This window comes from uncultured Parabacteroides sp. (genome assembly GCF_902493135.1).
Classification (GTDB): Bacteria; Bacteroidota; Bacteroidia; order Bacteroidales; family Tannerellaceae; genus Parabacteroides.
Genome location: NZ_CABUOD010000010.1, coordinates 1 through 26,566, shown reverse-complemented (window position 1 = coordinate 26,566; position 26,566 = coordinate 1). Strand labels below are relative to the sequence as shown.

The following is a 26,566-nucleotide window of genomic DNA, read 5'->3' as shown; positions in this document are numbered from 1 at the left end:
CTGTCGAAATGGCAACGGAGCATCTTTCTCTTTTTAATGTCAAACTAAATTAAGCACAAACATGAATTACGATATTGCAATCATAGGGGGAGGGCCGGCGGGCTATACCGCCGCCGAACGGGCAGCCGAAGGGGGCTTGAAGACCGTCCTCTTCGAAAAGAACGCCATCGGGGGCGTCTGCCTGAACGAAGGCTGCATTCCCACAAAAACGTTATTATACTCCGCCAAGATACTGGACAGTTTCAAAACAGCCTCCAAATACGGCATTTCACCGGAAGGGACGCCGTCTTTCGACATGGACAAGATCATCGGGCGTAAGAACCGGACGGTCAAAAAGCTGACATCCGGCGTGAAGATGCGACTCACTTCAAGCGGGATCACGATCGTCGAGGGTACTGCCGTGTTGAACGGGGAAACGGACGGAAGGATCCGCTTAGACTGCGGAAACGACCTTTTCACCGTCAAAAACGTACTCCTCTGTACCGGTTCCGAAACGGTAATCCCTCCCATCGAGGGACTCTCGGACGTAGACTACTGGACTTCGCGGGAAGCGCTCGACAGTAAAGAGCTTCCCGAAGAACTTGCCATCATAGGCGGCGGCGTGATCGGGATCGAGTTCGCCTCTTTCTTTACCAGCATGGGAGTAAAAGTGAAGGTGATCGAGATGATGCCGGAAATACTCGGCGCGATGGACAAAGAGGCCTCCGCCATGCTCCGGAGCGAATATGCCAAGAAAGGCGTGGAATTCCATCTCGGTACAAGAGTGATCGAGGTCAACCCGAAAGAGGTCATTGTCGAGAAAGACGGCAAGACGAATGCGATCCCGGCGGACAGAATCCTGGTGAGCGTAGGACGCCGGGCCATCACCAACGGTTTAGGCCTGGAAAGCCTTTCCATCGAGACGGACCGACGGGGTGTCCGGGTGAACGAATATATGCAGACCTCCCATCCGCACGTGTATGCAGCCGGCGACATCACAGGATTCTCGCAACTGGCCCATACGGCCTATCGGGAAGGCGAGGTTGCCGTCAACCATATCTTAGGGCATGAGGATTGGATGGACTACAGGGCCATTCCCGCCGTCGTCTACACCAATCCCGAAGTGGCGGGTGTCGGCAAGACGGAAGAGGAATTGAAGGCGAACGGAGAATACTACAACCTTGTCAAGATCCCCATGACCTACTCCGGCCGTTTTGTCGCCGAAAACGAAACCGGCAACGGGCTATGCAAGCTCCTGACAAACGTGAACGGCCGGATCATCGGTTGCCACCTGTTGGGAAATCCGGCATCGGAGATCATCGTCATTGCCGGTATCGCCGTCGAGCACGGTTATACGGTCGATGAATTCAAGAAAACCGTATTCCCCCATCCGACTGTCGGAGAGGTGATACATGAAAGCCTCTACCTCTGATTTATGCTTTATATCGACAATCCATACACCGATGCCTGGTTCAACCTGGCGGCCGAAGAGTATCTGCTCAAGAACTTTTCGGACGACATCTTCATGTTGTGGCAGAACGAACCGTCCGTCATCATCGGGAAGCATCAGAACGTATGGGACGAGATAAACCATAACTATATAGAGGAGAAGCACATCAAAGTCGTACGCCGTTATTCCGGCGGCGGGGCCGTCTATCACGATTCCGGCAACCTGAATGTCACCTTCATACAAAACAGCAAGGAACTTGCATCCGCCACCTTCACAGCCCGGCTGATCGCCTTCCTTGCCACATTCGGCATCCGGGCGGAAGCTGACGAACGGCAGGCACTCACGATCGACGGGCTGAAAATATCGGGCAGTGCGCAATCCATCCACAAAGGCAGGCTCTTGCACCACGCCACCCTCCTTTTCTCCACCGACCTCTATCACCTGGCGACCGCCCTCAAAAGTACAAGGCGGAGGCCGGAGATAAATGAGGTGAAGCCCGCTCCTTTTTATGTCAAGTCCGTAAAAAGCCCGGTCACCAATATATGCACCTATACCCGCAAAGCGATATCTATCGGAGAATTCAGAGACGCGCTTCTGAACTATTTTACGGAAAACAGGACGGCCCCCCGTCCCTATTCATTCACTGAAAACGATTTGAACGCCATCCGGTCCCTGCGTGACAACAAATATGCGACGCCGGCCTGGACCTTCAATATCAGAACATAAAATACACATTAAAACTATGTCGACATTTGAAATAAAAATGCCCAAACTGGGCGAAAGCATCACGGAAGGGACGATCGTCTCCTGGTCCGTCAAAGTAGGCGACACTGTTCAGGAGGACGATGTCCTCTTTGAAGTGAGCACCGCCAAAGTCAGTGCCGAAATCCCCTCTCCGGTAGCCGGAAAAGTGCTCGAACTGCTGTTTGCCGAAGGCGATACGGTGGCCGTCGGCACAACCGTCGCCCTGATCCGGTTGGAAGGCGAAGAGGAAGAAGCTCCCGAAAGCCCCGCTCCCGCAGCGGCCAAAAGCAACGAAAGCACAACGGTACAGTCTGCCCCGGCAGAACCCGCCCCGCCCGTCAAATCATCCAAGGAAGAAGACGGAAGATGGTATTCTCCCATCGTGCTGCAACTGGCGAAGGAAGCCAAAATATCGCAAGCCGAACTGGATGCCATTCCGGGAACCGGCTACGAAGGGCGTCTCAGCAAAAAAGATATCAAAGACTATATAACGACGAAGAAAAGCGGAGTAGCTCCACAAAGTGAAACCGAAAACTTGCGCCAACCGTCGACGCAGCCCACCGTCAACGATCAACGCAACGCGTCGTCAACGGTCGACGGTGGACACCGTCACCAGTCAACGCCGCCCACCATCGACGATCAACGCAATCCGGCATCTGTCACCGGAGACGAAACGGTCGAAATGGACCACGTTGCCCGTATCATATCCGACCACATGGTAATGTCGAAAAAAGTGTCTCCTCACGTTACGACCGTTGTCGAAGCCGACGTTACCCGCCTCGTCAAATGGCGCAGCCGCGTGAAAGAGGCCTTCTTCAAACGCGAAGGCGTGGCGCTCACCTATATGCCTGCCATTGCCGAAGCCACGGCCAAGGCATTGGCTGAATTCCCATACGTGAACGCATCGGTAGACGGTTACAAGGTCATTCTGAAAAAGCATATCAACCTGGGTATCGCCGTGTCGCTGCCGGACGGCAACCTGATCGTTCCGGTCATACACGATGCGGACAAGTTGAATCTGAACGGCCTTGCCGGCAGCATCGACAGCCTTGCCGCCAAAGCACGCACGGGTAAACTGATGCCGGACGATATACAAGGCGGAACTTTCACGATCACCAACTTCGGTTCGTTCAAGAGCCTGTTCGGTACGCCGATCATCAACCAGCCGCAGGTGGCCATCTTAGGCGTCGGCTTCATCGAAAAGAAACCGGCCGTCGTGGAGACACCCGAAGGAGATACGATCGCAATCCGCCACAAGATGTACCTGTCCCTGTCGTACGATCACCGGATCATCAACGGCGCCCTCGGCGGCGAGTTCTTGCGGCGGGTTGCGGATTATCTGGAAGAGTGGGATAAGTAGGATATTAATCGCTAACAAACAACATATTATAGTTCCCCTCTGTAGGAAACTCGCGTTTCCTGCCGAGGGAACTACAATTTCCTGCCTGGGAAACGAGAGTTCCCTGCCGAGGAAATAAAAGTTTCTTACCGAGGAAACTGTAAACAACTAAAATAATAAAGTATGAAACGATACGATATAAAAACGACCGATACCGAGACCCTTCGCAAATGGTATTACCTGATGAGTCTCGGCAGGGCGCTCGATGAAAAGGCGCCTTCTTACCTGCTCCAGTCCTTAGGCTGGTCCTATCATGCCCCTTATGCCGGACATGACGGCATCCAGCTCGCCATCGGGCAGGTATTCCACCAGGGAGAGGATTACCTCTTTCCCTATTACCGCGATATGCTGACCGTCCTGTCCGCCGGAATGACGGCGGAAGAAATCATCCTGAACGGCATCTCGAAAGCGACCGATCCGTCCAGCGGCGGACGGCACATGTCCAACCATTTCGCCAAGCCGGAGTGGCATATCGAGAACATATCCTCGGCGACCGGGACACACGACCTGCACGCCGTAGGTGTCGCCCGCGCAATGGTCTATTACGATCATAAGGGCGTTGCGATCACTTCGCACGGCGAGTCCGCCACTTCCGAAGGCTACGTCTACGAAGCCATCAACGGGGCGAGCAACGAGCAGCTCCCCGTTATCTTCGTCTTGCAGGACAACGGCTACGGCATCTCCGTCCCCAAAAAGGACCAGACGGCCAACCGCAAGGTAGCCGACAACTTCTCCGGCTTCAAGAACCTGCGCATCATCCACTGCAACGGGAAAGACGTTTTCGACTCGATGAACGCCATGACCGAAGCCCGCGAACATGCGATCAATACGCATAATCCGGTGATCGTCCATGCAAACTGCGTGCGCATCGGCTCCCATTCGAACTCCGACAAGCAGACTTTGTATCGCGATGAAAACGAACTTGCCTACGTGAAAACAGCCGATCCGCTGCAAAAATTCCGCCGTATGCTGCTCCGTTACAATCGCCTGACCGAAGAGGAACTGAAGCAGATAGAAGCGCAGGCGAAAAAAGACCTGAGCGCTGCCAACCGCAAAGCGATGGCGGCTCCCGAACCCGATCCTGCAACGATCTACGACTATGTCCTGCCCGAACCTTACCAACCGCAGAAATATACAGACGGCACACACAAAGAAGAAAATGGCGAAAAGAAAACACTGGTAACCGCAATCAACGAAACACTAAAAGCTGAATTCCGCCATAACCCGAATACATTCCTGTGGGGACAGGACGTGGCTAACAAAGACAAAGGCGGCGTGTTCAACGTCACCAAAGGCATGCAACAGGAGTTCGGGCCGAAACGTATCTTCAATGCTCCCATCGCCGAAGACTACATTGTGGGCACGGCCAACGGCATGTGCCGCTTCGACCCGAAAATACACGTCGTGGTAGAAGGAGCCGAATTTGCCGATTACTTCTGGCCGGCCATCGAGCAATACGTCGAATGTACACACGAATACTGGCGAAGCAACGGGCAGTTCACCCCTAACCTGACGCTCCGCCTGGCATCGGGCGGTTATATCGGCGGCGGACTCTACCATTCGCAGACGATCGAAGGAGCGCTGACCTCCATTCCGGGGGCCCGCATCGTCTATCCTTCGTTTGCCGACGATGCGGCTGGATTGTTGCGCACCAGCATACGTTCGAAGGGCTTCACCGTCTTTCTCGAACCGAAAGCGCAATATAATTCGGTTGAAGCGGCCGGTTTCGTGCCGGAAGACTTCGAAGTTCCTTTCGGAAAAGCCCGCATCCGCCGGCCGGGTAGCGACCTGAGCGTGATCACGTATGGCAATACGACACATTTCTGCCTGACTGTCGCCGAAAAGCTGAAGAAAGAGCATGACTGGGAGGTGGAAGTGATCGACATCCGCTCGCTGATCCCGCTCGATACGGAAACGATCTTCGCCTCCGTGAAAAAGACCGGCAAGGTGCTGATCGTACATGAAGACAAGGTGTTCTCCGGTTTCGGTGCGGAAATAGCCGGAATCATCGGGACGGAGATGTTCCGCTATCTGGACGCTCCGATCCAGCGCGTCGGTTCCACCTTTACCCCTGTCGGTTTCCATCCGGTCCTCGAAAAGGCGATCCTGCCGGGTGAAGAACGGATCTACAACGCTGCAAAAACATTATTAGAATATTAATGAAAGAGACGGGGCAATCCGTCTCTTATAAACAGTACACAGAATGAAGAAAATAGGTTTATTCTATGGTGGCATAACCGCTAAAACAGCCGTAGTCGCCTTGAAAATACAAGAAGCCTTCGCGGAAAACGAGGTCGTCCTGATCCCGATCGAAGGGGCGACACGCGAGGAATTCGAATCGTTCGACAACATCATTGCCGGAACTTCCACCTGGTTCGACGGGGAACTGCCGACCTACTGGGACGAGTTTCTACCGGAAATAGAATCCATCGACATGACGGGCAAGAAAGTCGCCCTCTTCGGCCTCGGCGACCAGGAACGCTATCCCGACAATTTTGTCGATGGAATCGGCATTCTGGCGGAAGCCTTTATCAAGAGCAACGCGGAACTGGTCGGCTTCATGCCTGTCAGCGATTACCACTTCACCCAATCACGAGCCGTCAAGGAAGGGCATTTCCTGGGACTCGCCCTCGACATCGAGAACCAGTCCGAGCAGACGGAAGAACGCATCCTGAAATGGGTCACGGAACTGAAAAAAGAGTTCCGGTAATCAATCATTATCAGACTAAAGTCCACTCGCTGAGCGAATATAATTTAGGCACGGATTTCACGGAAAACACGGAAAGAAAATAAATTCATCCGTGTTTTCCGTGAAATCCGTGCCTAAAAAATTGTAATAAAGGTGTTTTCCGATTACTGCAAGCGACGAATACCCACCGCCTTATTATACTGGGCAAGGGATGCTTTCTGCTGATACCAGGTCTGGATCAGGCTGCTATAAGACTGAATCCAGGAAAGCTGGGCGGAAAGGACGTCGAGGATCGGAAGTTTCCCCTCGTTATAGCTGAACGTATTCAGGTCGAGGTTTTCTTCGGCGATCTTGCAGGCCTCTTCGGCGACATCGATCTGCTTCGTGTTTTCCGTCAGGCTGGTCCAGGAATTGGCTACCTCCTGGGAAATCTGGTCACGTACATAATCCATCGCATACTCCTTGCTGCGCAAGATGGCTTTCTGGGAATTGACCTCTTTGAAACGGGCGCCCCAACGGAACAAAGGTATCTTGAGGGAGGCGAACACGGCTGGTGTCCAAAGCTGGTCGGAACCTTTCACGTTCAGCATCGGAGTGCCCCAGGTTCCCTGGAAACCGATCGCCAGTGTCGGATTATATTTGGCTTTCGACAAGTTGATCTGCCGTTTCTGGTATTCGATATTCAATCGGGAGATCGTGAAATCCGGCCGGTTCTGCAAAGCGGCCTCCTCCCCTATGTGCATAGGCAACGGCTGGACCATCGTGATGGCATCGGCAATCTCTACCGGCGTCATAGGAGGAACCCCCATCAGCACGTTGAGGTTCTGCAAGGCGATCTGATAGTCCTTGTAGGCAGCACTTTTGTTCAATTCCGCTTCTTTCAAACGGGACTGTACCTGCAAGAGGTCGGTCTTGCTGATCTGTCCGTCATTGAAACGGGTAGTCAGCACGTTTGCCAGTTCCTGCACGATATCGACATACTGGCACATGACATCGTACATGCCCTTACGGGCAGCGGCAGACCAGTAGTTCAGGTCGGCGGCATACACGATATTATCCGTCGTCAGGTCTTCCGCTTCGGAAGCGATCTCTCCCTGTATCTGGGCGGCCTTGTAATTGTTGTAGATTTGTCCGCCGGCATAGATCGGCTGGCTTACGGTAGCTCCCAAGCTATAGGTGTTGTGATCCATTTCGACCGACATGCCCGGCCCGAAATCCAAGTCGTACTTATTGATACGATACTGGTAGCTGCCGGAGAAATCGACAGCCGGGAAGAAAGCGGTCTTGGCCGCCTTGATAGCATGCTGCATCGCAATACGTTCTTCCGCACTCTGTTTGATCTGACGGCTATACTCAAGCACTTTCTGCTTGTAGTCTGCAGCCGTGACAGGCTTTTCCTGTGCTCCCACAGATAACCCCCCCAACAGCATGCAACCGATAATTATTTGAGTTCTCATTTTATTATACCGATTTAATCTTAAAGAATATACAATAGGTCACCGGAAGCACGAAAATGGTCAGGATGGTCGAAACGAACAGACCTCCCATAATCGTCGCCGCCATACCGGCAAACATGGCATCGCCCAACAACGGCAACATACCTAAGATCGTCGTTCCCGAAGCCATCGTCACCGGAACGATACGCGTCTTCGTAGCCTCGATAACAGCATTGACCGGCGCCAAGCCACTGTTGAGCTGCAATCCGATTTCGTCCACCAGTACGATCGCATTCTTGATATTCATACCGATCAGACCTAACAGACCGAGCATGGCAAAGAAATCGAGCGACTTGCCGAACACCAGCAATCCCAGTACCACACCGATGAAGATCAACGGCAACATACACATGATCAAGACCGGCTTCCGGTAATATTTCGGGAAGAGGAACAACAGGGTGACATAGATCAGGCCGAACATCAACGGGATATTGGCGGCAATCGCCTTGTTGCCCTTATCCTGTTCGGACTGTTCGCCGAAGTATTGCAGTTTATATCCTTCGGGAACCTGTACCTCCTGCTGGATCTCCTGCCACAACTGGTTGAAAGCAGCCATCGTATTGGCGCCGCGTTTCGGTTCGCATTGCATCATCATATAACGTTGGCGATTGTAACGCTTCACGACACTGTACTCGTAATCGAGCGAGAAATCGTCGATCACCTGCTCTACTTTGACAGAACGCCCTTTGGCGCTGTAGACCGGCAAGGTCTTGATGTCGTTCAGGTTCATGGAATCCCGGTCGGCATCTTTCAGCAGGATCGGCATAAACACATCCCCCTCGCGATATTCGCCTAAAGGCACGCCGTTGGTAGCCGAACGAAGCGAATAGGCCATCTGCTGGCGGGTGATACCCAAGCGGAGACCTTTTTCCTGCGAGTACAACGGCTTCCATACCGGAACCTTGTTTCCCCAACTGTTACGCACTTCCATCACCATGTCGTTCTTGCGGGCGATCTCCTGCGCACGCTGCGTCAACGCCACCAACGTATCGATATTATCGCCGACGAAGCCGATCTCGATGGCTGCATCAGGCACTGGAGACAATGCGAACAAAGCGGAACGCGTCAGGATGTCCGGATAGTTGGCTACCATATATTCATAGAACTTGTTTTCCTCGCTCTGCGCATCCTTCGCGTTCTTGGTCTCGATCAAGACATTGGCGAAGTTCGGTTTCGGACCGATAGATGAACTTGCCAGGTAATAACGCACCGGCGAGCCCCCCAACGTGAACGAATAGGATTTGATATTCTCGTTATTCTTAAGATATTCCTCTATCTTGATCACATTCCTTTCCACATCGTCGATCCCATACCCTTCCGGGAAGATCAGGTCGGCACGGAAATAGGGCTTGTTCATGATCGGGAAGAAGCTCTGCGGCATAATCCCCATGATGAACAAGGACAGAAACAAAGTCGCCACAACCGAAGCGAGCGTCAGATAACGACGCTTGATCAGGCGGCCCAACACATGCTCGAACTTATGGTACAACTTCGTGTCGTACGGGTCTTTTGCCTCTCCCGGCTTGGCTTCCTTCAGGATAAAGCTACCGAAAGTCGTTGTCTGCGTCAAAGCCAATACCCAGCTCAGTCCGAGAGACACGGCAAGCACGATAAACAACGGCTTGACAATCTCGGCCACGGAAGCCGGCGCCAAGTACATCGGCAGGAAAGAGCAAACAGCGATGAAGGTCGCACCCAGCAACGCCCATTGCGGCTTGGTAGCCCCGTCGACCAACGCCTGGTAGCGTGACAGGCCGCGCTTGATGCCGACCTGCGCATTATCGGTCACCACGATCGCGTTATCCACCAACATACCCATCGCAATGATGAAAGCCGCAAGCGACGTACGGTTCAGTCCGACGCCCCAGATCAACATGATCAGCAACGTGCCGCCAACCGAGAAAAGCAGCGAACTGCCCACCAGCATACCGGCACGCGATCCCATCACCAGGAAGATAATCACAATTACGATGAGCAACGATTCGATCAGGTTCAGGATAAACCCGTTATTCGCTTCGTTGGCAATCTGGTTTTCCGGATAGATGGTTTTCAAGTCCATACCGATCGGGAAAAGTTGCTCCATCTCTTTCAGATGGGCGGCAACCGCATTACCGACTGCCACGACGTCATCTTTCGCTCCCGTAGCCACACCGATGCCGATGGCCCGTTTGCCATCCACGCGCATCAGGTTGGTAGGCGGGTCCATATAGCCCCGTTCGATAGTGGCGATATCACCCAGACGGACTTCGCCGCCGCCTTTGGTGACAATCAACTGGTCGCGTATGTCCTGTATACTTTTATACGTACCTTCGGCACGCACGCGAAGCTGATAGGTCCCGGTCATGATCTCACCCGTGTTGACCAACAGGTTCTGGGTTTGCAGGACCTGCTGGATCGAGTTCGGGTCGATCCCCAAGTTTGCCAGCTTGGGTACGGAGATACGCACATTCACGACCTGCGTCTGTTCTGCAAACAGATAGACCTTCTGCACGCCCTGGATAGGCGTCAGCTCGGTCTTGATCTTCTGCGCCCAATCGCGCATATCGTCGTAGGTAAAGCCTTCATCGGCAGTCAGAGCGTAATAGATACCGAACACGTCCCCGAAGTCGTCACTCACATTAATGGCGGAGGCGCCACTCGGAAGGCGGGGCTGGATATTCGCCACTTTACGACGCAACTCGTCCCATTTGACCGGCATGTAATCCGGCGCCAAAGTCGGCTGCAATTCGATCGAGATCTTCGACATGCCGAAATAAGATTCAGACTTGATCTGAAAGACATCCGACATGGACTGAATTTCCCGTTCGATAGGCTCCGTTATCAATTTCTCCACCTCTTGAGGAGTAGCGCCCGGATATTGCGTAACCAAAACAGCCTGCTTGATTACGAAAGGCGAGTCCTCCTTCTTCGGCAATTTAAAGAAAGAATATATACCCCCGATCAGCATGATGGCCAAAAAGAAATATATAATCTTCTTATTCTCTAAGGAATATACTGGAAGATTCATTATTTATCAACTTAATCTGTTAATACTTTTACCTGTTGCCCTTCAACCAGACGGGTAGCTCCGGCGGAAACCACCTGTTCGCCGGCATTCAGGCCCTTGAGAACGATAACATCGTCTTTTCCGACCAGTCCGGCTTCTTCAATCCGGCGACGTTCCACCTTTTGCGACTGGGCATTATAGACAAACACAAATTTGTCGTTGTTTTCTTCACTGGCGACAATAGCCGAGAGAGGTGCCAACACCGCTCCCTCGTTAAAGCTCTCGCTTTCGATATTCAGGACCACGCGGCAAGAAAAACCAACGGCGACCTTGTATTTGTTCAGATTGAATTCGGGATCGTCGATATACAGGAAGACGGGAACGCCCGAACCATCGGGAGACGCTTCCACATATTCCTTGACCTTCGCTTTGAAACGGATGCCTTTGTAGTTGTCGAATTCCACATATATCTGGTAAGGAGTAGAGAAATAGGTGATGTTCGTCTCCGGCATCGTGAACTGGATCTGCAACTTGTCCGGGTTGATGAGGCAAACGATCCCTTGTCCGGCCTGCACTTTCTGATAATTCTCTACATATTTCTTCTGGATAAATCCATCGAACGGAGCACGCAGTTTGGTTTGTTCCAACTGGTTCTGTGCATATTCGAACGCAGCCTTTGCATTTGAATAAGAGGCTTCGGTCGTTTCATATTCCTGCTTGGAAATTGCCTGTTTGGATAACAGTTTCCTGGCACGTTGCAATTGTGCTTCGGCCGTTTGGAAAGAGGCTTTCTTCGCTTCATATTCCCATTTGAAATCCTGCGGATCGATCTCTGCCACGACCTGTCCCGTACGGACTTTTTGCCCTTCATCCACATTCAGCGAAATCAGCGGTCCGGACATCTTAAAGGCTAGGTCACTGAACTGGTCCGGCGATACGACGCCGCTAAACGACTTTTCCACAAGATTCAAAGAGGTCACTTCCGCCAGCTTCACCGGACGGGGACCTTGCTCCTTCACCGGCGGCTGACTACACGACATCAATGCTGCCAATACAAAAACGGGGATTAATTTACCATTCATGATAACTTTCATTTAGTTATTTGTCATTATTATATTCTGATTATTAATTGCATACCCAGGCCTTTACACCTTAAGAATACAACATTCTTTTAAAATCGATTGTTCCGGTTTCCACAGGATTTCAAAGGCTGCCCTCCGATAATTTTTCGGATATATGCATTAAAACGACCAACTGCTCCAATCGACCGCCTTCTCCATTTCTTTTTCCTGATCGTCCGGGATAGACGGGAAGAAATCAATATCTGTCACCTTCTCCACGCTATCGATAGGAATTGCCATCGTTTTCAGTGAATTATCCTTATAATCCCTGTTTTCGAAAAGGAATCCGATACCTTTGTAACCTTCTCCCGTATGATAACATATTACTTTATAAAAAGATTTGGGGATCGCCACCCTGTTTTTCCCTAACCGTTTCATATCGTTTGTAATGACGGGACCCGTAACGATCAAAAGCGAACCGTTCTCCAACGCCCACAAGCGGCACTGTTCCTCCAGGTCTTTCCAGATGCCCCGGTTCAATTTCGGTTTCTGCGGGCAGATATTACTCAGGTAGAAAGACTCACGCATGGCTTTAGCAGACCATTTCATGTCGCCTGCCGGAGCCAGATGCCCCCGGTCATAACCGGTACGTGTATAATCTTCATTGGTTGCCGTCGCGCCTTTGACCTGCGGGTCGGACACAAACTTGTTAGAGCGTTCCGTCTTTTTGCTTTTGGCCTCCGTCGCCGTCAGTTCGTATGCGACCCAGTTGGCAATCCGATATTCGGAATTGTAAGAGACCGTATATCCTTCATGCTTGATAACCTGCTCCCGGCGTTTTGCCTTTAAGCGGGGTATCTCCGTATTTGCGGGGATCTTAAATGTCTTTGTGGAAGATTTGGCTGGAGCTTTATTGGCAGCGGTTTCTTTTGCAGGAACTTTCTTCACTGGCGACTTTTCCGGTGTCTTTTCTTTCAGAGTGTTTACAGCTTTTTTAGATGAAACTGCCTCCTGTCCCTTTTTCTCCAAAGCCGCCGGTTCATGTCCGGTCGCCGGAGCAAAGTAATCATATATGAACAGAAACCCTATAAAACAAGCCACCACGATACACGCCCCCATAAACATCCACTTCACTGTGGAAAGGAAGCCTGAAGTCTTCTGAACCTTTTTCCGCGGTTTCCTTACGCTTTTTCTCTTTGCCATCTCTCTTGATAAAACCTATTCCTACTTGGGCGCAAAAGTAGGCAATATAAGGATGCTGTACAACATATATATTGGTTTGGATTGTTAGAAAAGATGGTTTAAATGCAGTTTTTATCCTATTTCATCTCCCCTGCAATTCCAGTATGAGTTCGTCTACGATGTATAAGTCACCCATCAGATAGAGATAATCCTGCGGATCATGTAGCCGCTCGCAGGTCTTCGACTCATAGAAGAGATCAAAAGCTCTTTCAGGTGTGATGTCCAATGCCTTATGCACTTGTGTCACGATTCGCCCGATTTTATTCCAAAGTAATATATCGCTTAACATGGTTTTATTTTCCCAACTTATGCTTCTCCCAATTTTGCAAACTGCTGACCATCTCTTCCGTCACATGTTCCCGGCTTTCAAAGCCTGCAAACAGGTCCAATCCTTAACGATGGATCAACACCTGTTGCATCTCCATTTATGATACGAGCGACTTCCCTACACCCGCAATCGCATGATGATACTCTGTGGCATAGTGAACAGCCTTTTGGCTTATAAGAACTATCTGCAAACAAATTCCAATAATCGACATCTGTAATCAAGCTTTGAGAGAATATATGTCCCACAATTTTAGACGAATGGTTACATGTCCTGATTTCACCGGATGGTCCAACCACGAAGAACCCTTTTACCGCCGCACATTGATATCCAATCCCTAATCTTTTGTATTTCTGGGGATCAAGAATAGAACATAACGCAATCTCAGTTCCGACATGCCCATAGCGATTTGAGAGTGAAAGTACCTCTTCAGCGGTATCAAGCATACCATTGAGTTGCTCGTTAGACAATGAAAGTTCTTCAATATATTCCAATCCCCGTCCACCTGGCAAAAAGCGGTTTAGCAAAAGTCCGTCTGCACCATTGATCAATCCTAAAGATATGGTTTCGAACAGTTCCTCATAATTCTTCTTTGTTACTGTAACATTCACCATCGCGTGTACACCAATCTCTTTGGCTTTTGAGAACCAGTATAAAACACCATCGGCATTATCCACTTGGGTATGTTCTGCGAATGTCGAATATCCAGGCAGACTCATACTCAGTTGAACATCGAGCTTTTTAAACAGCAGAAGCCAATTCTCATTCATTATCCGTCCATTAGAGATCAACACTATAGGGTAATGTAAACCTCTTTTGTCTCCCTCTTCTCGGATATAAGTCAAGATTTCCGCTAAATTTTCCTTTAATAAAGCCTCCCCTCCCGAAATAGAGAACGTTTCCACTTCCAAATTAAACAACTTTAATATAGCTTTTTGCCACTCATCCAGAGAAAGTTCTCTTCCTTTATTATAAGTTGAATTGGGGGCATACCAAGGACATGAACAAAAAAGGCACTTGTGATTACATCTATAAGTCAATTCAAGAACGACTGATTTGGGTATTTGAGTTGCCATTAGAATGGTAAATCGTCTTCTTCGTTATACTTCTGTTTATTCTGCTCTCGTATTGATTCCCATTGTTTTTTTTCCGAAAGAGACTCTTCTAATTCCCCGATTAATTGCTCCGGAGTTTTACCTTCTTGCATACCTTCGCTTATATGAATGCCTGTCATTTTTTCGATGCACTTTATATTATCCCTTAGCAATTCCATGTCACCATGATCGCTGGAATAAAAACGATTGTCTTTTAAGTAATAGAGAACGGCTCTGTATGAATTTAAATCAGAAGAGAGGGCAATATGATACGGCTCACTTTCTGCTGTTCTAAAGTAAAAAGCTCGATACATATTACTCCAATAAACAGGTGACAAATCCTTTGTGTCGTACGAATTACTAAGAATTTGCTTTTTCATACACTCCGGACAAATATCTCTCGACTCTGCCTGATATCCAAGTTCATTCATTTCTTGCACATGTTGGTTAATCAATTCATAATCACGAGACCATCCACTCATTTCTGCTGATTGACCGCAAATATCACAGGTGTGTTCTATCCAAGGCGTAGCGCACGGACTATAACACATCGCACTCCTTTGCGGCACATGAACAATTATGTCATCTCTCGCTATTTCCTTTAGGCGAGTTATCAGTTCTTCTTTCGTTGGCTTATCTGTTTTCATTCTCATATTTCTATCCATTAGTACCCTGTTATTGTTTCAGAATATGGATTTTGCTTATGCACGTTATAATTCCGAATGGCACTATCTTTATTCGCATTCGCATAGCAATATTCACATAAATGAGGACAAGTATTATATTCTCCTATATCCTTGCTCTCAATGCACTGACAAAGAGCACGCTGTCCTTTGGCTTTCTCATACCTTTTAAGAGCATATAATCCATTGCCCAAATCCAATGCTCCATCAGGAATAGAGTTATCAAACAAATCCATTCCTGTTTTTCTAATTTCTACGCCTAAATGTTTCATCAATACATTGTCATTATATGCAAAACGTATTATTAAGTCATCATCTATACACTTATTGGCTTTTATTCCATATTGTTCATAATCCTTTTTTTCACCGCATGTAGCTAATATATAATTCCATTTTTTATTAAGAGAAGACAACTTTTGCGCAAAATCGGACATCATGCTTGGAGTCCAATCAATATATTGTATCTCATTTTTTCTCAAATTCTTTTCTACACGGCCATATAAAAGAATATCAGCATAACTAAAAACCAATTTTTCAGTATACCCTTTTAACTTATCACCTATGTTCTCGATTTTTCTTAATAAATCTTCTTGCGAAATTTTATCTGTAAGAATCAATGGGTCAAACCTCCATACTACACGCCCCACCCCAAGCCGATCAACTAATCGTTTGAATGTATCAATACGTTGCACCAAAGGTGGCACACCTTTTTCTAACTTCTCGTCTTCATAATCATTCAAAGTATATTGTATATAACAACTTATATGACGTTCTTCAAGGGTATTTATATAATTCAATAAATTCAATGGGTTTTTTGACCAAAAAACAATGAAACGAGTATTGCAATACGAAATTGCATACTTTTTATTTCCGCAAAATGGATTTTTCCAACAAGAATATCCCTCTTTTAACCGATTGAAAAACCAATCTGCATAAAAAGCAGGTATATCTGTAGAACGACTAGCTGAAACTATAACTGGCGAGAAAACAGGAACAGCCTCTCCACTTTCTAATATCATTATCTCTTTTCTATTACTATTCATACAATTACAAATTAACAGAAAACACTCTGACTATTTTTGTCCACTTACTATTACATTGTTCACAATCATTATAGCACTGATATCCTTTAAACAAAGAATTACAAGACCATACCTGATCTTCTTTCTTTGATTCGTCACTACAAATTATTTGAAAATCGGAACAATCAGAAAAAGACATTACAAAATCATCTATCCGATTACAAAGTTGGACTGTTTGGTATGGGCTTACACAAATAAAGACATTTTTCCCTATTTGAGTTCTTTTTATCAAATATGCCAAACGCATCATATCATAGCTTTCCACATCCAACACGTTTGAAAACAAATGTACAGTAATATTTCCAAACTCTAATGATTGTATAACATCAATATCTGACAACTCGTCAAATTCTTTACATATCGTCCGACATTCAAACTTTCGATTAGATTGCTGTTCGTGAAACAGCTTTGTATGTAATGCAGCTCTCTTAAGCGACACTTCGCTTGGTTCTATCAACGTATAAAAAGAGCAATTATCAAGTTGAGTTACCTCTAAGAAACTAATAGTAGCCAATCCTACACCGCACCCCCAATCTACAATCCGAATACTACCCGGATTTTCACACCACATCAGATTTTCAATGGCATATTGAATTTTTGCATAATGCATGTTAGCGTACGATTTTACATATTGAAACATTTCTATTTCGTCTTTCAATGGAATCTTGCCCCTTCCTGGAGGAGGAGGTAGGGTCTTAGCTTCTTCTCGAGCAAACTTTTGAATATCGGATACTTCCAGTTTATAAACACTATTCAAATACATACTATATCCTGTATCTTCTTCTATCATAAACGGATCTCTTATTTCATTCACCGCTTTTTGGGAAAGTTCTTCTATTTCCGGAAAAACAGGGACAGGATCATCTATTGTTTCTTCAACCTCCTTGTAATCTGTAGCTACAGAAGGTTTTTCCTCAATATCATCATAGACTTGATGCCTTGTCTCATTTTTTTCTATCTTAATAATTCCTTTGATACAACAATATACAACAAAGCAAATTATGATTATCAATAAGATAACTTCCATAGATTTTATCATTTGGCCACTTTGGCGAGATTAATAATAAAGAATCAAATGTGCAAAAAACAAATGTTCCCTGTGAATTTATTTAAAATATTTAAGCATAGACTTAACTTCATCGAGACCTTGATCTGCTGCTTTTTTGTACCAGACATAAGCCTGGTCAGTGTCTTTAGGAATCCCCTTTCCCTTCCAACACATGATAGAAAGGGACGAAGTAGACAAATGGTAAGCTAAGAACGCCACATTTCCACTCCCATCTCTCTTTTGAATGCTATTATCACAAGCAATCATTAACAAGAAAGATAAACATGCGCTGATCGTGGAACTAAAAGATAATATCTTAATCTTCATAATTCGTTCGACCTTTGAATTTTATTACTTAGGACTTCAATAGAGTGATCCAAATCTACTTTAACACGGCCATGACTAAATAAACCACTGACAGCACTATCATTTAATCCGAAGTTGTGCTCATTATCCAAGTTTTTAGCCCAGGAACGTAAGGTAGTTCCTATACGATTTTTCTCGGTCTCGCTTCCAGACAAATAATACTCTTCACGAGCTTTTTGTAAATAGTTTAATAATACTTCGTCATTCATCGTTAATACGAGATTATTCCGCTTGGCTACCTTGGCGAAGATTCATAATAATATAGATAGCTATATACACAAAACGTGGAGCCAGTCCTGTCGCCCGTTCCACGCTATAAAGGCTCTCGCATTGCCCTGTTCGTCGAAACGAGCAACGTCGAAAGCCCCACGCCGATGTGAATATATAACCTACCCCTTTATGCTTCCACGCCTGCCTTCAAGCGTAGAATCAATCACGGTAGTATATAATACACCCAAGGGGCATTCACCATTGCTTTGTTATTAACGAACAGTTTGAATTTGCGAGATTCTTATAGCGTCAAAACCAAAGCGTTCAGTAAACGCCTTTATGTATATGCGTCCCTCCCATCCGGCCAGCCTTAGCAGATCTGGCTTCGGCGTGAGGGAGACATGGCAAAACTACCATTTTTTTAGTTACTATACTACTTTTAGTACATAAACTTTTTCCACAAGCCACAAAAACAAACCATTCTCCCCCTACCATCCACTGCAAAGTTAATCTTTATACAACCATTTGTATTGTAAGGAATAAATGATAGCTTTGTAAGAGTATATAAGAAAATACGCTATGGAGACATTGATATATCATCTTCACCTTGTTGGGCGCCTACGCCGATGTGGAAGTGCACACTTCTAAGGGACGGATAGACCTAGTGATACGCACAATGAGCGACCTCTATATAATGAAAATGAAGTTGGACGGGACAGCCCGGGATGCCATCAAGCAAATCGATCTGAAAAACTACCCGGACCGGTTCGCCTTATGCAATCTGCCGATAACCAAAGTCAGAGTAAACTTCAGCACGAAAGACAGGAATATAGAAAGCTGGGTGATAGAATAGCCCGGCTCCCGCAATGACACACAAGCCTCTCTGGGTATGCCACCAACCGACACACCCAGAGAGGCTTTCTTGTTTTATGCAAAAGTGTGTATCCGGACTGAAAAACAAATTTTTATGCCCAACTATTCTGTAATCTGTGGCACTGATTATATAATCAGTGGTTAAGATTTGGAAATAATACGGCAAATAAGTATTGGTATGCAAGGAGCGAAAGGATATTCCTATAGCAAGCAAAACAATTCATATACAGCAGGCATGGCAAGATATATCACACAGGAAATGAGCGACCTCAACGATAAAGGCGAGAAGCGCGTGTACTACAGGATGAAGATAGAAGAAAACATCGACGCGAACCAATTTATGGATGAGATCGCCTATCCCGGATCGGGGCTGAGCCGGGCAAGTGTGGTGTCGGTAATGACCGCCGTGGCGGAACAACTGGCACGGTGCATGGCTGACGGACGGTCGGTGACACTCGAAGGGATCGGGACGTTCAAACCCAAATTAGGTGTAGTGAAAGACAAAGAGATAGACACGTTGGCGGAAGGAGAGCCGCAACGGAACGCACAGAGCCTTAAGGTGAACGGAGTCAGCTTCCGGGCGGACAAGAAATTAGTGCGCGACACCAACCGGCGGTGCAAGCTCACGCGTGGCGGGACAAGCCGCATCAAGTCGTCGCCCTACGCAGAGGAGGAGCGCCTCGCACAGGCTTTACGGTTTTTGGATGAGCATCACGTCATGCACGTGTCCGACTATATGCGCATCACCGGGCTGAAACGGACAAGCGCGACATTGGAACTACAACGTTTCCGCCATGCCCCATCCAGCGGGATCACCTTCTCAGGCAGCGGGAAACACAAAGTGTATATACGCAAAAAAGAGGGCTGAACGCCCTCTTTTCCTTACTTTATTCCGGAATGACAATATTATAACACAGGAATGACAAACGAGTGTTCGCCTGCTTCCAACCGTTTCATCCGGCTTTTCGACACCGGGACTTCGGCAGCCGTCCCTTCGGGGACGGAAAGGGCGACTTGTATCTTTTTTCCCTTCCGTTTCAGCGACACCTCGATCTTGCCGAAATGCGTGTCGATCGTGGCGGAGGCATCGGTCAGAGTTCCCATCTGCGGACAGACTTTGAAGGAGCGGAAACCTGGGGAAGTTGGTTCAATGCCGCATACTTTCTGGCTCAGCAGCGTAAGCGGGCCGCCGCTCCAGGCATGGTTGATCGTGCCGCCGCCGAAACCGTCCGGGCCGATTCCCCAGCCTTCGAACAGGGTCGTATATTCGGGGTAATTCATCATTTTCGCATAACGCTGTTTGATCCTCTCTAAGGCAAACGCCGGTTCATTCATCTGGAACAAGGCTTCGAGCACATACTTCTCCATATACGGGCTGGCATGATATTCCTTCTTCAAGACTTTAACTAAGGCAGGGTATTTATCGGCGGAAGCCAAGCCGGAAACGACAGCCATCGCCTGCGCACGGTCGTCCGTTTCTCCCTTATAGCCGGGGGAACGATAGGCTGATCCTGTCCAGAACTTCGTGTCGAAGCATTTCTCGATGCTGTACATCATGCGGCTGATCTTGCCGGCATCGGCCGTCTTGCCGAGTTGGAGGGCAAAAGCCTTCTCTGCCTTCAACGCCAAGTAGTACCAGCAATTGGACAATACGCCCATGTCGATGTTCTCGCCCCAGTCACCCCAGCTCCAATCGCCGTCGCGCTCGACGACCAGGCCGCTCTTGTCGACTTGCCATACCTCGTGCAGGTAGCGGTGCATGCGGTCGTAAATACCGGCGACGAAACTGCTGTCGCCACTATAATAATACTGGGTATAGAAACCGTACCAGCCCACCGAAGCCAGCATTTGCAACGGCAGTTCCTTCCGCCAGTTGCCCGCCGGGGCCGGAGCGAAGATCACGCCGTCTTCGCGTTGCCAGTTCATCAGCTCGTGGATGCCTTTCAGCGCCAGCTTATGGCTGGAGGGAGAAAGGGCATAGAAAGCCTCGCCCAATTCGTTCACCTCGTCGCCCCACCATTGCGCCCGTTCGCGATCCGGACAATCCATATAACTGTCGCGCATCGTGATATACAAGGTGCGGGCCGAACGTTTCCAGAGTTCGTCCATAAACGGATCGTTGCAACTGAAAGAACCCGTAAATTCGGCATTGTAGCCGGTCTCCCGGAATTTCACATCCAACACCTTCACGCCTTCCGGCAGGATATACAGCATCTCGTGGCCGTTCATCCAGCCAAAACTCTCATATTCCTGCACGCCGTCACGCGTGACATATTCGGCGCGGACGTTGTATTGGGAGCCGCCCTCATAGTTGTCCGTCCGGATATGGATCACCTTGCCGGCAGGAGCTTCCACCTTCAGGTAAGGAGTCACCTGGCTGTTATAAGGCAAGCGGCAATAAAGCGTATCGCCGGCAGCCGACCGGCGGACACTGACATACGGTTTCAAGCCGTAGTCTTTCCATAAGGGTATCGGACGCTCGACCAACTTGCCTAAAGGGGCGACCCCGACAGGCGAAATCACCTCGGCATTCGGCATCCTGCCCGTATAGCCGGGCCGGTTCCATCCGGACATCTCCATCCGGGCATCGAAACGGATGTTGCTTTCCGGCAGGCGGAAATTCGGATAGGGAGCACCCGTATTCTGATAGGCATCATATACGGCGCATTGCCAGCTCTTGTCGGAAACGATCTCGATGCCAGGAGCGACCGCTTCGAACAGCAAAGCCGCCAGCCCGCTGTTCACATGGCTGAACCCGCTCTTGCCGAAATGCCAGACCAGCACGGCAATCGTATTCTCGCCGTTTTGCAGATAAGGAGCGATCTCGACCGGATCGTAATAGGTATCATAAGGAGAAGGTCCCCGTTTCAATCCGCCTTCGAAGACGACCAAACGGCCGTTTATCCACAACCAATATTTGCTATCGGCAGCGATGCGGGCGGTAAGTGTTTGCGGAACCTTGTCTATATGGACGGTTTTACGGAAAGCCAGCCAGGTATTCGTCGCGCTCTGGCAACGTTCCGTATTGATCCAATGGGCTTTCCAGCCGGATTCGGCCCGGCCGGAAACGAACCACCCGGCCAACAATAATAGCAATAGATACTTTCTCATCTTAATCTAAATTTACAGTTCAACATAAACAAGAAGGCGGCATAGGTGAGGATCCCTGTGCCCCGCGGGTGGGGGTACCTCGATCCCCATAGGTGTCGACCGTGGTGTCCCTATAGGTGGGGAAGCCTCGATCCCCACAGGTATCAACCGAGGCTTCCCCACAGGTGTCAACCGAGGCTTCCCTACAGGTGAGGATGCCTCGGTTGACACACCCCTTCCTAAAAAGTGTTAACATACGTACCCGAACCGACCGTTTCCGTCTTATCGCCGACACGGATATCCGCCGTACAGCCGGACGGGATCGTCACGGTAAGGGTGACTTTGCCTCCCTCCCGTTTCCATTCGCTCGAAATCAATCCGCGTACGGAATGATACTCACCTTTCGCCCAATCCATTCCTTCCACGAAATGAGGGGTAATCAGAATATGGCGGAAACCGGGTCCGGCAGCATCGTAATTGATACCGGCAAGCTGGTTCATCATCCAGGCAGAGACATCTCCCATAAAGACATGGTTCAGGGAGGCGTCGCGGAACTCAGGACTCAATGTCCAGGTTTCAGGCAGCGTCGTATATCCCATCGTTTCCACCCAATAGCCCCAGGAAGGAGCTTCCGTCTTCGTAATCATCTTCATGGCATCCTCGACATAGCCGTAGCGGGTCAGCATGGCCGGAACCGACTTGCTTCCGAGCAGGCCGAAATCGAGGAAATGGTTGTTGGCACGCACGACCTCGCAAAGTTTATCGGCGACCAACTGCTCCTTCCCTTCCGGTACGATACCCAAATAGAGGGCGATCGCCTGTGCCGTCTGGGTTCCTTCGGCATAGACTCCCGTTTCGGGATTGAAGAATTTACGGTTGACCAAGTCTTTCAACTCATCGGCTTTCTGCCGGTAAGGAGCGGCATCTTTACCCAACAGGCCGGCGAAACGGGCCATCAAGGTGTAATCCAGATAATAATAGGCGGTAGAGGTATAGGTATTGTCGGTCGTAGACTTCCAGTACACCCAGTCTCCCAGGCCGAAGGTCAGGTAGCCGCCGTCCTTCTCTTTTGCTTTCAGGTAATCCAGATAGCGCAACATCGTAGGATACAGGTTCTCGATACTGCGTGTCTCGCCATAATAGTTATACAGGGCGTTCGGGATGATAAACATGGCGGCATCCCATACCGGACCGGGCCATTCGCCGTATCCCCAGCCGCTTGACGGGATAATGCCGGAGATTTCACCGGCTTCGCGCTGGTTGTCGATGAAGTCGTTCATCCATTTCTCATACAAGGTGATACCGTCGAAGCCCAACAGGCCGAGGTCGATCGCGACATGCGCATCGGCCGTCCAGCCGTTCTTTTCACGCTGCGGACAATCGGTCGGGATGCTGTGCAGGTTGCTGCGGTAGGCCTCCATGGTCGCCTTCCATATCTTGTTCAGCAACGGATCGGAGCAGGCGAAGGAGCCGACGGGCTGAACCGCCGTATGCATGAACAGTCCGGTCAGGCTCTCTTTTGTCAGGGTTACAGGAGCCGAGCTCTCGACTTCCACATGCTGAAAACCATGATAGGCGAACGAAGGCATGAAGACTTCCTCCTCACCCGTTCCTTTCAGCGTGAAGACATCCATCTGGAAGACCTCGCCCGGTTTCACGGGATGATAATAGACATCGATATTTCCCGGTTCCAGACGGCCGTCCGCTTTCAGCAACTCTCCATGCTTCAAGGTGATCCGCGTGCCGCGAGCGCCTTTCACTTTCAGGCGGGACAGGCCGGCAAAGTTCTTTTCGAAAGAGAATACATAGAGTTTGTCACTGAACTTCTTCATCGAGACAGGCGGCAATTCTTCCGTAATCCGGATACCCGGCATCTGCTGGGCGGCCAACAAGGGTGCCGGAGCTTCCGTAACCTGTACCGGAGCCCATTTGCCGTCGTCGAAACCTTCGGCGTTCCAACCGTTTTCTTCCAACGTGGCGTCGTATTTGTCGCCACTATAGATATTGTTATAGGTATAGGGACCGGTCGCCGTACGCCAGCTTTCGTCGGTGGCGATGACCTCGGTCGTGCCGTCGGTATAGCGGAGGCGCAGTTCGCAGAGCATCCGGGGACGGTTGCGCCAACGGGCGGTCTCGAAATTCCAGACGGCCTTGGACTGTACGTTGTGCCAGCCGTTGCCCAACACCGAAGCGATAGCATTTTCGCCTTTCTTCAACAAGGATGATACATCGTGCGTCACGTACAGGATCCGTTTGTCGAAATGCGTATAGCCCGGATCGAGGTAGTTCTCTCCTACCCGTTTGCCGTTGATAAACAGGTCGTAGTAACCGGCGGCAGCCACATAGACGCGGGCTTCATCGATCTCTTTGCCCAATGTAAAGGCTTTGCGGAACATGGGGGCCGGCTCGAATTCCTTGTCGTGGCTGTCGGTTATCCATTTTCCCGACCAGTCGGACGGCTCGAACTTGGCTGTCTCGAAAGTAGCCGTTTCCGAAGTCTCGCAGATGTCTCCGTCCCGGTCCCATACCGTCACGTTCCAATAGTAACGGGTATGCGGTTCCAATGCCATATCGCCGGTGTAGGGTTGCAGGTTATCCGGCGAGGTCCCGATGCGGATTTCCGAACGGGAAGCCAGGAAGTTCTTCTCACCTCCTTTGTATTCCCAGGTGAAACGGGGATTTTTCGTATCCAAACCGATCGGTTCGCGCAAGTATTCGGTTCGCAGGTTCACCGGAACCGTAAGCTCGTTTTTACCTTTACAACCTATCAACGAGAGGAAGGCAAGCGAGCAGATCAACAATGTGTTTTTCTTTCCCATATCTTTTTCTGATTTGATTATCGTTCTATTTTTACTTCGGACGGAGCATCGATCCGGCTCCGGACTTTCCCATCAGCGCCTTTTTCATGGCGGATGCCGATCACGCCGTAAGGAGTCGGGAACGTTCCTTCCACCCACTCCAAGTCACCTAAATGCGGTGTGATCCGGACAACGTGGCAGCCCGGTTCCACAACCTGGACACCCAACACATATTCGCTCAGCCAGGAGGTCGGGCCGGAAGCCCAGCCGTGACAAAGGCTATGGCGGAAACCTTTATAACAATACCCCCCGTAACCGCCATGAATGTCTTTCTTGCCTGCCGGAACCGGTTCGTCGATGCGGGAAGCACCGGGCAACCAGTCCAAGTTGAAATCTTCCCAGAAAGTAGTTGCACCCAAATCGAGCATCGCGCCCCAAAATTGGCGTATCACGTCGATCGCTCCCTGATAATTGCCGGCGGCGGCCATCGCACGAAGCATATAATAGCCATAGAAGGTAGAGAACCCATGCCCTCCATTGACCGAGAGATATTTCCGATCGGCCTCTTCCGGCTTCATCAATCCTGCCAGCGCCAACAAGGAAGCCGCCTGTTTCGATCCCGGCGCGTCCGGTGCGACACCGGATTTCAGGAAAGGTTTTATCACCTTCGAAGCGGCTTTGACCATTCTCTTAGAAACAGCTTCGCATTCGGCAGCCAACGCATCTTCGCCCAGCACTTCACAAAGTTCGTTTCCGGCCTTCATCGCTTGCAGCATCAAGGCTTGCAAGCCGGCATCGATGGCAACCGGATTTTCACTGGACGGCCAATCGAGGAAACGCCCTCCTCCGTCGAGCTTCTCCACACCGTCTTCACCGACTTTGGAGATCAGGAGACGGAGCAAACCGGTCAGATAGTCTTTCTGTTCCTTCAAGTAAGCCAAGTCACCCTGATAGTAGTACCAGTCGCGCTGGATCAGCAGCCACCAGATGGAGTAGCTGCACATCCCGTTCATCCATCCGGGCAACGGCGTAGCGTCGCGGATCAAGTCAAGGCTTTTCGGTATCACCTCGTTATATCCGAAAACAGTGTTGACCGTCATCACTTCCGGATGCAAATCGCCAATCCAGACCAAACGGTCACGTTTGATGCCGTCCCAAATATACTCCTGCATATTCAAATGCACCGTATAAGCACCGGTCTGCCAAATCCGGTTCAACCGTTCGTCGTTGCAACGAAATGAGCCTTTATATGGGATGTCCCTAAAAACGGAGATGGCACGTATTTCTTTAATATGCAACTCGGCGGAATCGTCCAAAAGATCAATCCGGGCAAACCGAAATCCGGAATTACCCACTTCCATGACCCCCAACCAAGGCAGGCGAATGGTGAAATCGCGCATGGCATGATCGTTGGAAGCGCCGTTCACCCCGTCAATATCGCACATGGCTTCGCTTACCGACTCACCCAAACGGATGCGGACGGCGACAGGTTCATGCGAAGCCGGCATACCGGTAACGATTTGCAAGCCGCCTTGCAGCTCTTTTCCAAAATCAAGGAGGATGGCAGGATGTTGCCGGTCGGTACTCGAAAGCTTACAGATGTTATGATTCACAAGATTGGTTTGTCCGTTTCCGGGAAGAAGCAAATGGTCTGCCCCCTTTATCAGCCGGCTTTCCTGTTGCCAAACGATGCGTACGGGAGGAAGATATTCACGGACCCGGCTATCGCGTTGCCGGGCGGACAATGATACGGCAAAGAATAGAGATATAAAAATAAATAATGTTTTCATGGTATATGGTGTTTATATGAATGATGATTTATCTGTTACTTTTCTCTTGAAAGAAAAGTAACCAAAAGTTCACGGCTTAACCTGTCTCGCTACTTCGTTCCCTCCGGTTCGCTGTCGCGTCTGAAACTCGCTTCGCTCAAACAGCAGACGCTCCGGGCGCT

21 protein-coding genes are annotated in these 26,566 nt (G+C 49.3%); 7 read left to right on the top strand and 14 right to left on the bottom strand.

The window, feature by feature from the left end:
- Positions 1-61: 61 nt before the first annotated feature.
- From lpdA to RDN79_RS06395, 5 genes are all read left to right on the top strand, one after another.
- Positions 62-1,411, top strand: a complete 1,350-nt coding sequence (lpdA, locus tag RDN79_RS06415; protein ID WP_298552412.1) for a dihydrolipoyl dehydrogenase — start codon at positions 62-64, stop codon at positions 1,409-1,411.
- A 3-nt stretch (positions 1,412-1,414) separates the two neighbouring features.
- Positions 1,415-2,155 (top strand): lipoate--protein ligase family protein, encoded by a 741-nt coding sequence (locus RDN79_RS06410; protein ID WP_298552410.1) that lies wholly within the window; start codon positions 1,415-1,417, stop codon positions 2,153-2,155.
- Positions 2,156-2,171: 16 nt separating this feature from the next.
- The gene (locus RDN79_RS06405; RefSeq protein ID WP_298552408.1) at positions 2,172-3,533 is read left to right on the top strand and encodes a dihydrolipoamide acetyltransferase family protein; all 1,362 of its coding nucleotides are present in this window, start codon (positions 2,172-2,174) and stop codon (positions 3,531-3,533) included.
- A gap of 162 nt (positions 3,534-3,695) precedes the next feature.
- Entirely contained in the window at positions 3,696-5,732 is a 2,037-nt protein-coding gene (locus RDN79_RS06400; RefSeq protein ID WP_298552406.1) for a thiamine pyrophosphate-dependent enzyme, read from the top strand.
- Between the two features lie 43 nt (positions 5,733-5,775).
- Positions 5,776-6,282 (top strand): flavodoxin, encoded by a 507-nt coding sequence (locus RDN79_RS06395; RefSeq protein ID WP_298552404.1) that lies wholly within the window; start codon positions 5,776-5,778, stop codon positions 6,280-6,282.
- Positions 6,283-6,425: 143 nt separating this feature from the next.
- Here RDN79_RS06395 and RDN79_RS06390 read toward each other — a convergent pair whose 3' ends face one another.
- The 11 genes from RDN79_RS06390 to RDN79_RS06340 form a co-directional block, all read right to left on the bottom strand.
- Entirely contained in the window at positions 6,426-7,718 is a 1,293-nt protein-coding gene (locus RDN79_RS06390; protein WP_298552401.1) for a TolC family protein, read from the bottom strand.
- 4 nt (positions 7,719-7,722) lie between these two features.
- A complete protein-coding gene (locus RDN79_RS06385; RefSeq protein WP_298552399.1) occupies positions 7,723-10,764 on the bottom strand; it encodes an efflux RND transporter permease subunit in 3,042 nt (1,013 codons plus the stop codon).
- An 11-nt stretch (positions 10,765-10,775) separates the two neighbouring features.
- On the bottom strand, positions 10,776-11,825 hold the full coding sequence (locus RDN79_RS06380) for an efflux RND transporter periplasmic adaptor subunit (protein WP_298552397.1): 1,050 nt from the start codon (positions 11,823-11,825) through the stop codon (positions 10,776-10,778).
- Positions 11,826-11,984: 159 nt separating this feature from the next.
- Positions 11,985-13,007: a DNA/RNA non-specific endonuclease gene (locus tag RDN79_RS06375; RefSeq protein ID WP_298552395.1), complete on the bottom strand. Its 1,023-nt coding sequence runs from the start codon at positions 13,005-13,007 to the stop codon at positions 11,985-11,987.
- Positions 13,008-13,128: 121 nt separating this feature from the next.
- Positions 13,129-13,293 carry a DUF3791 domain-containing protein gene (locus RDN79_RS06370; protein WP_308572995.1) on the bottom strand — a complete coding sequence of 55 codons (165 nt, stop codon included), beginning with the start codon at positions 13,291-13,293 and terminating at the stop codon, positions 13,129-13,131.
- A gap of 119 nt (positions 13,294-13,412) precedes the next feature.
- Entirely contained in the window at positions 13,413-14,447 is a 1,035-nt protein-coding gene (locus tag RDN79_RS06365) for a radical SAM protein (protein WP_298552391.1), read from the bottom strand.
- Positions 14,447-15,130 carry a hypothetical protein gene (locus tag RDN79_RS06360; RefSeq protein ID WP_308572993.1) on the bottom strand — a complete coding sequence of 228 codons (684 nt, stop codon included), beginning with the start codon at positions 15,128-15,130 and terminating at the stop codon, positions 14,447-14,449. Before RDN79_RS06360 ends, RDN79_RS06365 begins: the two co-directional genes overlap by 1 nt.
- Positions 15,130-16,191: a DUF1848 domain-containing protein gene (locus tag RDN79_RS06355; RefSeq protein ID WP_298552386.1), complete on the bottom strand. Its 1,062-nt coding sequence runs from the start codon at positions 16,189-16,191 to the stop codon at positions 15,130-15,132. The genes RDN79_RS06360 and RDN79_RS06355 overlap by 1 nt, the downstream gene beginning before the upstream one ends.
- A gap of 4 nt (positions 16,192-16,195) precedes the next feature.
- A complete protein-coding gene (locus RDN79_RS06350; RefSeq protein WP_298552384.1) occupies positions 16,196-17,257 on the bottom strand; it encodes a hypothetical protein in 1,062 nt (353 codons plus the stop codon).
- Between the two features lie 78 nt (positions 17,258-17,335).
- Positions 17,336-17,605: an SEL1-like repeat protein gene (locus tag RDN79_RS06345; RefSeq protein WP_308572990.1), complete on the bottom strand. Its 270-nt coding sequence runs from the start codon at positions 17,603-17,605 to the stop codon at positions 17,336-17,338.
- Positions 17,602-17,853, bottom strand: a complete 252-nt coding sequence (locus RDN79_RS06340) for a hypothetical protein (RefSeq protein ID WP_298552382.1) — start codon at positions 17,851-17,853, stop codon at positions 17,602-17,604. Before RDN79_RS06340 ends, RDN79_RS06345 begins: the two co-directional genes overlap by 4 nt.
- A 608-nt stretch (positions 17,854-18,461) precedes the next feature.
- Between RDN79_RS06340 and RDN79_RS06335 the strand changes: the two genes are divergently transcribed.
- Both RDN79_RS06335 and RDN79_RS06330 read left to right on the top strand, forming a co-directional pair.
- Entirely contained in the window at positions 18,462-18,707 is a 246-nt protein-coding gene (locus tag RDN79_RS06335; RefSeq protein ID WP_374044493.1) for a PD-(D/E)XK nuclease domain-containing protein, read from the top strand.
- Between the two features lie 255 nt (positions 18,708-18,962).
- Positions 18,963-19,595: an HU family DNA-binding protein gene (locus RDN79_RS06330; RefSeq protein ID WP_298552380.1), complete on the top strand. Its 633-nt coding sequence runs from the start codon at positions 18,963-18,965 to the stop codon at positions 19,593-19,595.
- Positions 19,596-19,633: 38 nt separating this feature from the next.
- On the opposite strand, the gene RDN79_RS06325 is transcribed toward RDN79_RS06330, so the two are convergent.
- The 3 genes from RDN79_RS06325 to RDN79_RS06315 all read right to left on the bottom strand — a co-directional run bounded on the left by RDN79_RS06325 (position 19,634) and on the right by RDN79_RS06315 (position 26,405).
- Entirely contained in the window at positions 19,634-21,838 is a 2,205-nt protein-coding gene (locus RDN79_RS06325) for an alpha-L-rhamnosidase C-terminal domain-containing protein (protein WP_298552378.1), read from the bottom strand.
- 218 nt (positions 21,839-22,056) lie between these two features.
- On the bottom strand, positions 22,057-24,636 hold the full coding sequence (locus RDN79_RS06320; protein ID WP_298552376.1) for a family 78 glycoside hydrolase catalytic domain: 2,580 nt from the start codon (positions 24,634-24,636) through the stop codon (positions 22,057-22,059).
- Positions 24,637-24,653: 17 nt separating this feature from the next.
- Entirely contained in the window at positions 24,654-26,405 is a 1,752-nt protein-coding gene (locus RDN79_RS06315) for an alpha-L-rhamnosidase C-terminal domain-containing protein (RefSeq protein ID WP_298552373.1), read from the bottom strand.
- Positions 26,406-26,566 lie beyond the last annotated feature (161 nt).

Excerpts from the sequence above, each read along its gene's own strand:
- RDN79_RS06330 (WP_298552380.1), top strand. The coding sequence starts at position 18,963 with ATGGCAAGATATATCACACAGGAAATGAGCGACCTCAACGATAAAGGC.
- RDN79_RS06405 (WP_298552408.1), top strand. The coding sequence starts at position 2,172 with ATGTCGACATTTGAAATAAAAATGCCCAAACTGGGCGAAAGCATCACG.
- RDN79_RS06380 (WP_298552397.1), bottom strand. The coding sequence starts at position 11,825 with ATGAATGGTAAATTAATCCCCGTTTTTGTATTGGCAGCATTGATGTCG.
- RDN79_RS06350 (WP_298552384.1), bottom strand. The coding sequence starts at position 17,257 with ATGGAAGTTATCTTATTGATAATCATAATTTGCTTTGTTGTATATTGT.
- RDN79_RS06345 (WP_308572990.1), bottom strand. The coding sequence starts at position 17,605 with ATGAAGATTAAGATATTATCTTTTAGTTCCACGATCAGCGCATGTTTA.
- RDN79_RS06365 (WP_298552391.1), bottom strand. The coding sequence starts at position 14,447 with ATGGCAACTCAAATACCCAAATCAGTCGTTCTTGAATTGACTTATAGA.
- RDN79_RS06320 (WP_298552376.1), bottom strand. The coding sequence starts at position 24,636 with ATGGGAAAGAAAAACACATTGTTGATCTGCTCGCTTGCCTTCCTCTCG.
- RDN79_RS06410 (WP_298552410.1), top strand. The coding sequence starts at position 1,415 with ATGCTTTATATCGACAATCCATACACCGATGCCTGGTTCAACCTGGCG.
- RDN79_RS06325 (WP_298552378.1), bottom strand. The coding sequence starts at position 21,838 with ATGAGAAAGTATCTATTGCTATTATTGTTGGCCGGGTGGTTCGTTTCC.
- RDN79_RS06400 (WP_298552406.1), top strand. The coding sequence starts at position 3,696 with ATGAAACGATACGATATAAAAACGACCGATACCGAGACCCTTCGCAAA.
- RDN79_RS06360 (WP_308572993.1), bottom strand. The coding sequence starts at position 15,130 with ATGGATAGAAATATGAGAATGAAAACAGATAAGCCAACGAAAGAAGAA.
- RDN79_RS06395 (WP_298552404.1), top strand. The coding sequence starts at position 5,776 with ATGAAGAAAATAGGTTTATTCTATGGTGGCATAACCGCTAAAACAGCC.
- RDN79_RS06355 (WP_298552386.1), bottom strand. The coding sequence starts at position 16,191 with ATGAATAGTAATAGAAAAGAGATAATGATATTAGAAAGTGGAGAGGCT.
- RDN79_RS06385 (WP_298552399.1), bottom strand. The coding sequence starts at position 10,764 with ATGAATCTTCCAGTATATTCCTTAGAGAATAAGAAGATTATATATTTC.
- RDN79_RS06375 (WP_298552395.1), bottom strand. The coding sequence starts at position 13,007 with ATGGCAAAGAGAAAAAGCGTAAGGAAACCGCGGAAAAAGGTTCAGAAG.
- RDN79_RS06390 (WP_298552401.1), bottom strand. The coding sequence starts at position 7,718 with ATGAGAACTCAAATAATTATCGGTTGCATGCTGTTGGGGGGGTTATCT.
- RDN79_RS06315 (WP_298552373.1), bottom strand. The coding sequence starts at position 26,405 with ATGAAAACATTATTTATTTTTATATCTCTATTCTTTGCCGTATCATTG.
- lpdA (WP_298552412.1), top strand. The coding sequence starts at position 62 with ATGAATTACGATATTGCAATCATAGGGGGAGGGCCGGCGGGCTATACC.
- RDN79_RS06340 (WP_298552382.1), bottom strand. The coding sequence starts at position 17,853 with ATGAATGACGAAGTATTATTAAACTATTTACAAAAAGCTCGTGAAGAG.